The 12497-nt window shown below is 69.9% G+C and carries 14 protein-coding genes; 9 read left to right on the top strand and 5 right to left on the bottom strand.

The genetic code is table 11. The features are described 5' to 3' along the window. Window positions 1-2: 2 nt before the first annotated feature. Both ACFXQA_RS13285 and ACFXQA_RS13280 read right to left on the bottom strand, forming a co-directional pair. Entirely contained in the window at window positions 3-914 is a 912-nt protein-coding gene (locus ACFXQA_RS13285) for an SDR family NAD(P)-dependent oxidoreductase (RefSeq protein WP_481825245.1), read from the bottom strand. Next, complete coding sequence (locus ACFXQA_RS13280; protein ID WP_394520352.1) at window positions 911-1381, bottom strand: MaoC family dehydratase; 471 nt, start codon at window positions 1379-1381, stop codon at window positions 911-913. The genes ACFXQA_RS13285 and ACFXQA_RS13280 overlap by 4 nt, the downstream gene beginning before the upstream one ends. A 105-nt stretch (window positions 1382-1486) precedes the next feature. On the opposite strand from ACFXQA_RS13280, the gene ACFXQA_RS13275 reads away from it, so the two are divergent. Next, window positions 1487-1954, top strand: a complete 468-nt coding sequence (locus tag ACFXQA_RS13275) for a MarR family winged helix-turn-helix transcriptional regulator (RefSeq protein WP_394520351.1) — start codon at window positions 1487-1489, stop codon at window positions 1952-1954. 19 nt (window positions 1955-1973) lie between these two features. Here ACFXQA_RS13275 and ACFXQA_RS13270 read toward each other — a convergent pair whose 3' ends face one another. Continuing rightward, window positions 1974-2252 carry a DUF3253 domain-containing protein gene (locus ACFXQA_RS13270; protein ID WP_394520350.1) on the bottom strand — a complete coding sequence of 93 codons (279 nt, stop codon included), beginning with the start codon at window positions 2250-2252 and terminating at the stop codon, window positions 1974-1976. 390 nt (window positions 2253-2642) lie between these two features. On the opposite strand from ACFXQA_RS13270, the gene ACFXQA_RS13265 reads away from it, so the two are divergent. Genes ACFXQA_RS13265 through ACFXQA_RS13240 form a run of 6 tightly spaced genes read left to right on the top strand, consistent with a single transcriptional unit; the run spans window position 2643 to window position 9632 of the window. Beyond that, window positions 2643-3854, top strand: a complete 1212-nt coding sequence (locus ACFXQA_RS13265; protein WP_394520349.1) for an inositol-3-phosphate synthase — start codon at window positions 2643-2645, stop codon at window positions 3852-3854. Beyond that, a complete protein-coding gene (locus tag ACFXQA_RS13260; protein ID WP_394520347.1) occupies window positions 3851-4714 on the top strand; it encodes an SCO3242 family prenyltransferase in 864 nt (287 codons plus the stop codon). Before ACFXQA_RS13265 ends, ACFXQA_RS13260 begins: the two co-directional genes overlap by 4 nt. Beyond that, a complete protein-coding gene (locus tag ACFXQA_RS13255) occupies window positions 4711-6126 on the top strand; it encodes an EboA domain-containing protein (protein ID WP_394520346.1) in 1416 nt (471 codons plus the stop codon). Before ACFXQA_RS13260 ends, ACFXQA_RS13255 begins: the two co-directional genes overlap by 4 nt. 37 nt (window positions 6127-6163) lie before the next feature. Then, on the top strand, window positions 6164-7048 hold the full coding sequence (locus tag ACFXQA_RS13250; RefSeq protein ID WP_394520345.1) for a TatD family hydrolase: 885 nt from the start codon (window positions 6164-6166) through the stop codon (window positions 7046-7048). A gap of 2 nt (window positions 7049-7050) precedes the next feature. After that, window positions 7051-8211: a metabolite traffic protein EboE gene (gene eboE, locus ACFXQA_RS13245; RefSeq protein ID WP_394520344.1), complete on the top strand. Its 1161-nt coding sequence runs from the start codon at window positions 7051-7053 to the stop codon at window positions 8209-8211. Beyond that, window positions 8208-9632, top strand: coding sequence for an alkaline phosphatase family protein (locus ACFXQA_RS13240; RefSeq protein ID WP_394520343.1), 1425 nt, complete (start codon window positions 8208-8210; stop codon window positions 9630-9632). The genes eboE and ACFXQA_RS13240 overlap by 4 nt, the downstream gene beginning before the upstream one ends. A gap of 10 nt (window positions 9633-9642) precedes the next feature. On the opposite strand, the gene ACFXQA_RS13235 is transcribed toward ACFXQA_RS13240, so the two are convergent. Both ACFXQA_RS13235 and ACFXQA_RS13230 read right to left on the bottom strand, forming a co-directional pair. Further along, window positions 9643-10632, bottom strand: coding sequence for a quinone oxidoreductase family protein (locus ACFXQA_RS13235; RefSeq protein WP_394520342.1), 990 nt, complete (start codon window positions 10630-10632; stop codon window positions 9643-9645). Between the two features lie 124 nt (window positions 10633-10756). After that, complete coding sequence (locus tag ACFXQA_RS13230) at window positions 10757-11209, bottom strand: SRPBCC family protein (protein ID WP_394520341.1); 453 nt, start codon at window positions 11207-11209, stop codon at window positions 10757-10759. A gap of 189 nt (window positions 11210-11398) precedes the next feature. Between ACFXQA_RS13230 and ACFXQA_RS13225 the strand changes: the two genes are divergently transcribed. Together ACFXQA_RS13225 and ACFXQA_RS13220 are read left to right on the top strand one after the other, a co-directional pair. Next, entirely contained in the window at window positions 11399-11995 is a 597-nt protein-coding gene (locus tag ACFXQA_RS13225) for a TetR/AcrR family transcriptional regulator (RefSeq protein WP_394520340.1), read from the top strand. Between the two features lie 33 nt (window positions 11996-12028). Further along, window positions 12029-12490, top strand: a complete 462-nt coding sequence (locus ACFXQA_RS13220) for an ester cyclase (protein WP_394520339.1) — start codon at window positions 12029-12031, stop codon at window positions 12488-12490. Window positions 12491-12497: the final 7 nt, after the last annotated feature.

The raw sequence follows: 12497 nt of genomic DNA, 5'->3' as shown, positions 1-12497 counted from the left end.
CCTCAGTCCAGCGGAGCGAAGGTCGGGCCCGAGGGCTGTGCAGACGCGGCGAGCTGTTCTCGCCAGAGATCGTCGATGCCGTCGGCGGTCCACCCGCCTTCGGCGTCGTGCGTGGCGAGCACGGCGGGGTGCGAGTAGAGCGTGAGGCGGTCGCCGCCGAGGCCGATCGCCTGGCCGGTGACACCGTCAGACGCCGCCGACGCGAGCCACACGACCAGCGGCGCGACATCGTCGGGCGTTCCGAGGGCGTGCTCCTGCCGGATGATCCGCGGCAGGGGCTCGCCCGCGAGCAGTCGCTCGTAGTGCTCCGCATAGATCGGCATGGTGCCGGTCATCGCCGTCATCGCCGTCGGGATGATCGCGTTCGCCGTCACGCCCGCCCGCGCGAGTTCGAGCGACCAGGTGCGCGCCATGGCGACGACCCCTGCCTTCGATGCGGAGTAGGCGGTCTGCCCGAAGTTGCCGAACTGCCCCGCGGGAGAACCGACCAGGATGATCCGACCCCCCTCCCCCGCTTCGCGGAAGTGCACCGCGGCTGAACGCCCGCACGTGAAGGCCCCCCGGAGGTGGGTCTCGACGACGACGTCGAACTCTTCGTCGCTGGTCTTCCACAGCACCCGATCGCGAAGAACGCCGGCGTTGGCGACCATGGCGTCGAGGCGCCCGAATTCGCCGACCGCGGTCGAGACGAGCAGGTCGGCGGTCTCGGCGGTACCGACGGGGGCGACCACGACGGCCGCTCGCCCTCCCGCCGCCGAGATGAGGTCTGCCGTCTGCTGGGCGGAGTCCGCGTCGACGTCGTTGACGACCACCGCGGCTCCGGCCGCCGCGAGGGCGATCGCATAGGCGCTGCCGAGCCCGCGTCCGCTCCCCGTGACGACGGCGACGCGTCCTGTCAGATCGATGCCGCTCATCGGTAGTACCTCAGCACCATGTCGGCCACGCACGCCGGTTTCGATCCGCCCTCGACCTCGAAGGTCACGCGGGGCTCGACCTGGAACCCGCCCGCAACCTCGTCGACGGCGAGCAGCTCGCCCACGATCCTCACCCGTGAGCCCACGGGCACGGGTGCGGGGAACCGCAGTCTGTTCAGCCCGTAGTTGATGCCGACACCGATGCCGGTGACCTCGAAGACCTCCGCCATGAGCGGGACGACCAGGCTGAGCGTCAGGTAGCCGTGGACGATCGTGCCTCCGAACGGGGTTCCGGCCGCCATCACGGGATCCAGGTGGACGGGGTTCTTGTCCCCCGTCAACTCGGCGAAGTCCACCACCTCGGACTGGGTGATCTCACGCCAGGACGAGGGTCCGAAGTTCTGCCCGACGAGCGCCGGCAGTTCGTCGATCGATGCGCTCAGGCGCGCAGCATCCGCTGAAGTCATCGCGTTCTCCTTTGAAGTCGATGGATATCAGTTTACCTGAAAACCTCCCGGGTGACATGATGAATCCGCGCGGCGAGATGCCGCGGAGAGGATATCGGCGAGAACATGCCCGGCGACAGAGGTCTCATCTACCTGATCAAACAGGCCGAGATGAGCGTGCGACGCCCCTTTTTCGACGCTGTCACCTCTCACGGACTGAACTACGGGCAGTACACCGCCCTCACCGTGTTGAAACGTCTGCCCGGGCTCACGTCGTCCGAACTCGCCCGGAGATCCTTCGTGCGCCCGCAGTCGATGGCCGAGACGTTGACGCCCCTCATCGACGCCGGGTTCGCCCGACGTGACCGGAACCCCGATCACGGACGCCAGATCCTGCTCTCGATCACCCCCGCCGGAATAGCGAAGATCGAGGCCATGGCCGAAGACGTCCGCCGCATCGAAGACGAGATGCTCAGCGGCTTCGACGATGACGAGGTCGCGCTGTTCGCCAGCTTCCTGCGCCGTGCTCGCCGGAGCCTCGCCGACTCGGCCGAGGGCGCTCCGCCCGCATCCACGTCTGAACCCGCGGCCTAGCGCAACGGCACTCCCCCGCTCACCCGAGGGGCGAAGGGCGCTTGCGGATGCGGATCGGGCCGCGAGCGGTGAGGGGGTCCACGACCTCGCCGCCCTGCGTGATGTCGACGACACCGGCGGCCTCGAGGCGCCGGGCGGCGGCCCTGGCAGCATCCATCTGGTCCCGCCACTGCTCGCCGCCGACGGCGCGAGCGGCGTCGGAGGGGCAGATGGTCGACGTCGCGGCGCGTTTGTCGAGGAGTTCGAGGATCGCCGCTTCGAGGTCGTCATCGGGTACCGCGGGGCCGGGCTCGTCCATGCCCCCCACGATGCATCCTCGGCCCCGCCGAGCACCGGGGGTTGCGCTCTGTCACCGCCGTACGCGCCCTACCCGTGCACTAACGCAGGCTGAAAGTTCGTGCGCTGCCGTTCTCGCGGCGTGTCGGCTCTCCCGGGCCGTTTCATCCTGAGTTCGTGCGGGGAGGCTCGCCGGAAAGCGCGCGGCCGAAGTCGCGGGATGCGGGCCTGACCGCGCTTCGGCAATTCGGCGAGCGCGGTGCACGAAAGAACACACGGGGTAGACCATCTTTTATCGAAGATCAAGGCGACTTCTGCTTGACCGCGGACATTAGATCGGCATACGGTCGGTAAGTCGCCCCAGCCCCCGCGAGGCGACCCGCGCACCGCCGCGCACGTAGCAAGGACAATGATGACCGACAGTGCTTCCACTCCCGATTTCACCGCGCCACGCGTCGGCGCCTGGTTCATCGGAGCTCGCGGGTCACTCGCGACGACCGCCACCCTCGGGCTCTTCGCCCTCGCGCGCGGGGCAGCCGCTCCTCTGGGGTTGACGACCGCGAACGCCGAGTTCGACGACGTACCGCTGGTCGCGCTCACCGACATCGTCGTCGGCGGCCACGACATCTACGAGGTTCCGCTCGCCGCGAAAGCAGCATCGCTGGCGGCCGGCGGAATGTTCGCCGACGCCCTCGTCGACGCCGTTCGCGACGACCTCGACCGCACAGACGACAACCTGCGGCTGATCGATCTCAGCGGTGCGACGCAGCAGGACCACATCGACCGGATGGCCGCGGACATCACCGACTTCCGCGCGCGCCACGGCCTCGAGAGGGTCGTCGTCGTCGACGTGTCGTCCACCGAGGCGCTGCCCGCCGACCACCCCGCCTTCCACTCCGAAGATGCACTCCGACGTGCGCTGGCCGACCCCGCCGAGCGCGTGCTGCCCGCGAGCTCGGTCGCGGCCGCCGCGGCCATTCAGGCGGGGGCGGCCGTCGCCGCCTTCACCCCGTCGGCGAGCCTCAACCTCCCCGTTCTGCGCGCTCGCGCCGAAGCCGCGGGCATCCCCTTCGCCGGCCAGGACGGCAAGACGGGCGAGACCCTGCTCCGCACCGTGCTCGCGCCGATGTTCACCGCGCGCCACCTGAAGGTGCGTTCGTGGGCCGGAACGAACCTGCTCGGCGGCGGCGACGGCGCGACCCTCGCCGATCCCGAAGCGGTGCGTTCGAAGCTCGTGTCGAAGAACCGCGGCCTGCACTCCCTCGTCGGCGACGATGTCGTGGCACCTCTCCACATCGACAACGTGCCCGACCTCGGCGACGTGAAGACCGCGTGGGACCACATCAGCGCCGTCGGCTTCCTCGGCAGCCGCGTGACGCTGCAGACGACCTGGAGCGCCTACGACTCGACGCTCGCCGCCCCGCTGGTGATCGATCTGGTGCGGGTACTCGGTCTCGCCTCAGCGGCGGGGCAGTCCGGCGCGGTCGCCGAGCTCGGATGCTTCTTCAAAGACCCGTGGGGAAGCAACACGCACGCCTTCGCCGACCAGACCGCCGCGTACGTCGCGTGGGTGCAGCGCACCGGTGTCCTCGTCCGTCTGGCGGAGGAGGTCAGCGCCGGATGACCGGCCGCCTGACCGATCTGCTCGACCTGGTGCGGGCTCCCGCCGCCCTCACCGTCATCGGCGATACCCTCGTCGGAAGAACCAACGCGCGCGGCCGCGTCGACCTCTCGGCCGTTCCACTGTCGGCGTCGTCTGTCTGTCTCTATGCGGCGGGCATGGCGCTGAACGACTACGCCGACGCCGAGCTCGACGCGGTCGAGCGCCCCGAACGACCGATCCCCTCGGGGCGCGTGAGCCGCGAAACCGCGCTGAAGGTGGGAGCGGGTCTCACCGCGGCCGGCGTCGGCCTGGCCTTCACGGCGGGCCGCTCTTCGGGGTGGATCTCGATCGCACTGGCCGCCTCCGTCTGGACGTACGACCTCGTCGCGAAGCCGACCAGGTTCGGCCCCCTCGTGATGGCCGCTTGCCGTGGGCTCGACGTCATGATGGGGGCCGCCGGTCCGGGCTGGCGACGCGCGATCGTCCCGGCCTTGGTCGTCGCCGCCCACACCGCATCGCTCACACTGATCGCCCGCGGCGAAGTGAACGGCACCACGTCGGTCACCGCCGGTGCGACCGCCGCCGCGAGTGTCGGCGCCGCCGTCGCCACCGTCGCGGGGTCGGCCCCGCACACCACGGCCGCACTCCTCGGCGGCGCGGGATACCTCGCCGCCGCGCTCCCCTCGCAGATCAGTGCCGCGCAGCATCCTGACGCCGCGCACGCTCGCACCGCGGCGCGCGCGAGCATCTTCGCGATGGTGCCCCTGCAGACCGCCCTCGTCGCTCGCACCGGTGCGAGTGCGGCGACAGCGGCCCTTCTCGCTGTGCAGGCCGCGGGCACGGCCTTGGCAAGACGTCGCTCGAAGGGCGATGTGACATGACCTCACCCGGCTGGGTGGTCGGGTACGGCACGAACGGGTTCGCCGACCATCCGCTTGACGACGCTCTCGACGTCATGCAGGGCTACGGCTACGGGGCCGTCGCTCTGACGCTCGGCCACCCGCACCTCGACCCGTTCGCCGAGGGATGGCGCGCGAGGACCATCTCGCTCGGCGAAGAACTACGACGACGGTCGCTGCGCGTCGTCGTCGAGACCGGCGCCCGCTACATGCTCGATCCGCGTCAGAAGCACCGTCCGACGCTGGTCGACCTCGAAGCCGAGAAGCGGATGCTGTTCCTCCGCCGCGCGGTCGAGATCGCCGCGCTCCTCGACGCCGACTGCGTGTCGCTGTGGAGCGGCGTGCTCCCCGACGACGTCACGCGCCAACAGGGGTGGGCGCTCCTCACGGACCGCCTGCGCGTCCTCGTGCCGTTCGCCGAGGCGGCCGGCGTGCGCCTCGCGATCGAACCGGAACCGGGAATGCTGGTCGAGAACGTGAGCGATGCCCTGCGTCTTCGCGCCGACCTCGGCGACCCCGCGAACGTCGGGATCACGGTCGACCTCGGCCACTGCGTCGCGGTCGAGCCCGACGGCGTCGTCGGGGCTCTTCGCGCCGCGGGCGAGTTGCTCTTCAACGTCCAGGTCGACGACATGATGCCCGGGGTGCACGAGCATCTCGAGCTCGGTACCGGGCAGCTCGACCTCGACGCCGCCCTCGCCACCCTCGCCGAGATCGGCTACCGCGGCGTCGCGGCGGTCGAGCTTCCTCGCCACTCTTTCGACGCACCGCGGCTGGCCCGCACGAGCATGGAGGCCATCATGAGCGCCCAACGCCGACTCCCCCACCCCTGGACGACGGCCGCCGTCGAGACGCTCGCGGTCGACCCGTCACGGGCTCACCGACTGTTCGCCGAAGCGGGCCGGGCGGTCGGGCGGGATTCGATCGACCCCGCCGATGAGCACGGCTTCGGAGGCACCGTCGACGACGAGGCGCGCGCCTCGCTCATCGTGGCGCTGGACGACGCCGGGATGGCGGCGACCCTCTATCGCGAGGGCGACGACGCCGAACGGCGCGGAGTGCTGCGCGGGCTCAATCTGCTGGCGGAGCAGAAGGGAGACCTCGGCACCGAGTGGCGTCGGCTCGGCGACGAGCTGATCGCCGATGCCCTCCGCACGAACGACACGCGCCTGGTCGCCGCCGCGATGGGCGCGTTCGCCGCGACTCACCTCGACGACCACGCGTGGCGTCACGGTGTCTTGAAACTCGTCTTCATGGGCGTTCCCCTGTCGGTCGTGAGCGGCCTCGGCGAGCGTCGCGACACCGAACTGTCGGAGATGGCCGCGCGCTTCGCCGAAGAACGTCGCGCGGCGGGGCGCAGCATCCCCGATGACATCTCCTTGCTCGTGGTCTGACCCACCTCGACCACCACATCTCTCGAAAGGCGAACCGATGCGCATCTTCGACCCGCACATCCACATGACCTCCCGCACCACCGACGACTACGAAGCCATGTACGCGTCGGGCGTCCGCGCTCTGGTCGAGCCGGCCTTCTGGCTGGGTCAGCCGCGCACCACGGTCGGGTCGTTCATCGACTACTTCGACGCCCTCATCGGCTGGGAGAGGTTTCGCGCCGCCCAGTTCGGCATCCGCCACCACTGCACGATCGCGCTGAACCCGAAAGAGGCGAACGACCCCCGGTGCCGCGAAGTCATGGAGCACCTTCCCCGCTACCTGCTCAAAGACGGCGTGGTCGCGGTCGGTGAGACGGGCTACGACTCGATGACGCCCGAGGAGGACGACATCCTTTCGCAGCACCTCGCCCTCGCGATCGAGTACGGTCTTCCGGCGCTCGTGCACACCCCGCACCGCGACAAGGTCACCGGCACCCGCCGCACGCTCGACGTCGCGATCGAGTCGGGGCTGCCCGTCGAGCACCTGCTCGTCGACCACCTCAACGAGACCTGCGTCGACATGGTCGCCGACAGCGGGGCGTGGATGGGCTTCTCGATCTACCCCGACACCAAGATGGACGAGCAGCGCGTGGTCGCGATCATGCAGCGGATCGGGCTCGACCGGGTCATCGTCAACTCCGCGGCCGACTGGGGGCGCTCCGACCCGCTCAAGACCGCCAAAACCGGTCAGGCGATGCTCGACGCCGGATTCACCGCCGCGGACGTCGACCGCGTGCTCTGGCAGAACCCCGTCGACTTCTACGGCCAGAGCGGCCGCCTCATGCTCGACCCCGTGCCCGGGTTCGAGCCCGAGCGCCAGGGTGCCGACACGTTCGAGGGCAACTCGGTGCTCCGCGGCGTCGCTTCGCGCCGCGAGGCCTGAGCGTGGAGCTGTCGTACTGCACCAACGTGCACCCCGCCGAAGACCTCGACGGGATCATCGAGCAGCTCGACGTGCACGCCGGCCCGGTGCGGGCCGCCGCTCACCTCGACAGTCTGGGCGTCGGCCTGTGGATCCCCGCCGAGACGGCTGCTCTGCTCGCCGCCGAGGCGCCCTCGCGTGACCGGCTGGCCGCCGCGCTCGCGCGCAACGGCCTCGTGCTGCGCACCATCAACGCCTTCCCGTACCGCGGGTTCCACGACGACGTGGTCAAACTCGCCGTCTACCGTCCCGACTGGACGACGGCCGAGCGCCTCCGCTACACCGCCGATTGCGCGAGGCTCCTCGCCGCGATGCTGCCCGAGGGTGCGTCCGGCAGCATCTCGACGCTGCCCCTCGGATGGCGAGAAGGGTGGGATGCTGCGGCGGACGCGGCGGCCGACGCCTCGCTGCGCGAACTCGTCGAGCAACTGCGCGAGATCGAACGCCGGACCGGACGCACCGTTCGCGTGGGGATCGAGCCGGAGCCGGGGTGCATCCTCGACGACGTCGCCGACGTGGTGTCGTGGCTCGGCGCTCGCCCGTACCTCGTCGAGGACGGCCTGCTGGGGCTCTGCCTCGACACGTGCCACCTCGCGGTGTCGTTCGCCGACCCCGCACTCGCCGTCGCCGCGGCGACCGATGCCGGGGTGCGCGTGGTGAAGGTGCAGGCCTCCGTCGCCCTCGAGCTCACCGACCCCTCTGCCGACGGCGCCCTCGAGGCCCTCGCGCCGTTCGCCGAAGCCCGCTATGTGCACCAGGTGCGCGCTCGTCCCACAGCATCCGTCGTCGACTTCGCGGCCGACGACCTTCCGCAGGTGTTGCAGGCGGATGCTGCCTGGCCGACCGACCGGCCGTGGCGCGTGCACGTGCACATTCCCCTGCACGCCACCCCGCAGCCACCGCTGCGGGCCACCACCGAGGTGCTCCTGAGCGCCGTCGCGGCCGTGCTGCAGACCCCCCACGGGGCGGACGCCCACCTCGATGTCGAGACCTACACGTGGTCGGTGCTGCCCGAGCACCTGCGTCCCGAAACCCTCGTCGACGGGATCGCCGCCGAACTCCGCTGGGCATCCGCCCACCTGTCCACCGCACTCGCACCCCCCGCAGAAGTGGTTGTCCCATGAAGAACGTCCTGCTCCTCGACATTGTCGGCCTCACACCCCGGGCCCTCGCCGCCATGCCCCGTTTGCGCTCGCTCGGCGATCGCGGCCGAACGGTTCAGATGGACACGATCCTGCCCGCGGTGACCTGCAGCGTGCAGTCGACCATCCTCACCGGCACGATGCCGCGCGAGCACGGCATCGTGGGCAACGGCTGGTACTTCCGCGGCATCGGCGACCCGATGCTCTGGCGTCAGCACAACAAGCTCGTCGGCGGCGAGAAGGTCTGGGAGACGGCGCGGCGCCGAGACCCCGCGTACCGCGCGGCGAACCTCGGCTGGTGGTACGCCATGGGTGCCACGACCGACGTCACGGTCACCCCGCGCCCGGTCTACCACGCCGACGGGCGCAAGAGCCCCGACGCCTACGTGCGCCCGGCCGAGCTCCATGACGAGCTCGTGCGCGATCTCGGTGATTTTCCGCTCTTCCAGTACTGGGGTCCGACGGCGACCATCGCCTCGTCGCAGTGGCTCATCGACGCCACCCGAGGCATGCTCGGCGAGCGGTGGGGCACCCCCGCGCCCGAGCTCGTGATGTCGTACCTGCCGCACCTCGACTACGACCTGCAGCGGTTCGGCCCGAACTCACCCGAGGCGGATCGCGCGGCGCGCGAACTCGACAACGCGCTGGCACCGCTCCTCGACGACGCCGAGTCGCGGGGGTACACCGTCGTCGCCCTCGCCGAGTACGGCATCGCCGACGCGAATCGGCCCGTCGACATCAACCGGGCCCTCCGCCGCGAGGGCCTGCTCGAGGTATACGTGCAAGACGGGCGCGAGCAGCTCGACCCCTGGACCTCGCGCGCGTTCGCCGTGGCCGACCACCAGGTCGCACACGTCTATGTCGACGACGAGAGCGACATCCCCCGCGTCGCGGCGCTGCTGCGCGGGCTGCCGGGCGTCGACGAGGTGCTCGACCGCGGGGCGCAAGCGGCGTACGGACTCGACCACGAACGCTCGGGCGAACTCGTCGTCGTCGCCGAGCCGGGTGCGTGGTTCACCTACTACTTCTGGCTCGACGACGACCGGGCACCGGAATACGCCCGCGGCGTCGACATCCACCGCAAGCCCGGTTACGACCCGGCCGAACTGTTCTTCGACCCCGCCGACCGCCTCGCGAAGGCGAAGGCGGGGCTCAACCTGGTGAAGAAGAAGCTCGGGCTCCGTTACGCGATGAGCACGGTGCCTCTCGACCCCTCGTGCGTGCGCGGAACCCACGGGCGCCTGCCCGAATCGGCGGCCGACACTCCCCTTCTGCTGTGCTCTGATGAGTCGCTCCTCGACGACTCTGCGACCTCGGTCGCCGCAACCGACGTGCGAGACCTGATCCTGAGCGCGCACGGCGCGCCGGTCAGCGTGCCGACACGGCGGAGTTCGCGCGGCTGACGACGCGCGGTCACCCCGCCTCGTGGATGTCGCGCGCGTTCGGCGTGCGCGACGTCGTCACGGGGTGGGTGGCGAGGATGATCTTGCCGCGGGCGTGCAGTCGTCCGAGATCGTCGTAGGCCTGCGCGATCTCGGCGAGCGGATAGAACCCCGAGATGAGCAGCGTGAAGGCCCGCTTGCGGGCCAGTTCCACGACCCGGCGCAGGAGATCGGTGCCGCGCGCCACCGACTCGGGGTCGTTCTTCAGAAGATCGAGCTCGACATCCCGCCGGTCGGCGCTCGATCGATAGCGCCCCTCGGGGATGGAGAGCTCGGCGAGAAGCCTGCTGCCGTCTTTTCCGAAGTTGTCGATCATCGCGGTGACGGGCCGGCCCCCCGCGGCGCGACGGATGCGCTCGTCGATGCCCTCGCCGTACTTCACCGGCTTGATGCCGAGCTGGCGGAGGTAGTCGAAGTTGCGCTCACCGCAGGTGCCGATGACGGTCGCGCCGAGGTGTTTCGCCACCTGGGCCTCGATGCTGCCGACCCCGCCCGCGGCGGCCGAGATCACGACGGTGTCGCCCGGGCCGATCCGAAGGTCGTCGAGGATGGCCAACGCCGTCGCTCCGGCGAGGTAGAGCCCCCCGGCCGTCTCCCACGTCACCTCGCGCGGCTTCGCCACCAGCGCCTCGATCGGCACGTTCACGTAGGTCGCGTGAGCGCCGCTCGAGAGGTGACCGATGACGTCGGAGCCGACCGAGAACCCGGTGACGTCGGCGCCCCGCGCCACGACCACGCCCGCGAACTCGCTCCCGGATCTGCGGGGCCAGTCCTCTTCCCAGGAGGATTCGTGACCCGTTCGCAGAAAGCCGTCGATGTGGCTGATACCCGCGGTGATCACCTCGACCGTGACCTCTCGAGCCGATGGCGGCGGGAGTTCGTACGTACGCAACTGCAGGACGTCGGCCTCACCGACGGCGTCGTACTCGAAGACTTCTGTGCGAGTCGGCTTCTTGGACACGATCTACGACCCTTCATCGCGCGAGACAGTGCAGGCGGCGACCGAACCGGGATCCGGACGTCGTAGGGCTATTCGTAGCAGAACGGCCCGCGGATGCAATCCCTTGTCGTGTCGCGGGTCGTGCTCAGCCTGCGGAACGGACCGGTCGGCGTGCGGCGAGGGTCTCCACCCGCTCCTTGAGTCCCCGGTTGAACGCGGCGTACCCGCCACCGTCGCCGTCACCCTTGAACAGACGCTGGAACGGGGCCACGGATGCTCCGGAGAACTCTTCGGAATTCGTCACGCGGGTCGTGCCGTCGCCGTTCGCCACGAGGGTGAAGGTGTGGCGTCCGAGGAAGAGACGCTCGCTGAGGATCTTGGCCGACCACTGCAGCTGCTCCCCCGGGACCGCGATCGTGACGGTCGACCCGAAGGAGAAGCCGGGCATGCGCATCGCGAGCCGTGCGCCCTCTTCGGCCTCTCCCTCGATCTCGGAGAAGTTGCTCCACAGCCCGTACTGGGGGAAGTCCGACAGCACCGCCCACACGTCCTGGGGTGTCGCAGCGATGTCGATGGTGGTGGTGAGTAGAACGCTCATGGGTGATCTCCTTGAAGTCGGGGCGCCGTGTCGGTCGCATGGCTAGCTTCACTCACCATTTAGCTATTGTCAATAGCTTTCTCCGATTCGGTTTTTTGCCGCTTTGGCTATTGACGGTAGCCGCGGGGTTGGGCATCCTTAGCTTCATGCTCCGCACGCCGACCACCGATCAGCCCCGGGCGGTGCCCCGTGCCTAGGGCGGGACTCACCCGCGACCGCGTCGCCGAAGAAGCAGCCGTCATGGCCGACGAGGTCGGGCTGGGCAAGCTGACTCTTGCCGCACTGGCCGAACGCCTCGGCGTGCGGCAGCCCTCTCTCTACAAGCACATCGATTCGCTCGCGGGCCTCCACCGTGACATCGCGGTCCATGCGAAGCGCGATCTCGGCCAGGTGCTCGCGCGGGCGTCGGTCGGACGGTCGGGAGCAGACGCGATCGCGGCCATGTCTCACGCCTACCGGGAGTGGGCGCGGCAGCATCCCGCCCGATACGCGGCGTCGAATCTGATGCCCGCCCCGGGCGACGTCGAAGACGAGGCCGTCTCTGTCGCGGCCATCCAGGTCATCGCCGACGTTCTCAGCGCTTACGAGCTCGCCGGCGACGACGCGGTGGATGCGATCCGCGCCTTCCGGTCGACCCTGCACGGGTTCGTCTCCTACGAGACGGCCGGGGCGTTCGCGTGGAGCGCGCACGTCGACCGGAGCTTCGAGCGCCTCGTTCGCGGTTTCATTTTCGCCCTCACCCAGTGGGCCGACACCGACACCCATCCGGCCCTCGACCCCACCTGAACCACGCCAGCCACGACAACATCGGAGGAAGAAATGGACACCGCAGACAACAGCACCACCCACTCGCCCCGTGAAGCCGCCACCTCGCTCGTGGCGTCGTGGGTCGACATGTGGAACGGCGAGTATGCCATCGCCGAGAAGATCATCTCTCCCGACAACCGCGTGCACGCCGCGATGTTCGACGGGGGCGACGGCAGCGCCGTGGGCGGTGTCGCCGGAATGGTCGACCTCGTCACGCAGATGAGATCGCTCATGTCGGACCTCGTCTTCTCCCCCGAGGTCGGGCCCCTCGTCGACGGCGACCACGTGGTCGTGCGTTGGGTGGCGACGGGCCACTACGGCGGCGGCATCCCCGGCGCCGGAGCACCGGTCGGCACCGCCGTCACCTTCCACGGCACCGACATCCTGCGGGTGAGTGACGCACGGGTCGTGGAGTACTGGCTCAACGCCGACACCCTCGACCTGATGACCCAGCTCCAGGTCGGGGCCGGGTAGCGACCGC

It is taken from the genome of Microbacterium shimangi, from assembly GCF_043556445.1.
Classification (GTDB): domain Bacteria; phylum Actinomycetota; class Actinomycetes; order Actinomycetales; family Microbacteriaceae; genus Microbacterium.
The sequence above is the reverse complement of the archived record's forward strand: the minus strand, read 5'-3'. Positions and strand labels throughout refer to the sequence as shown.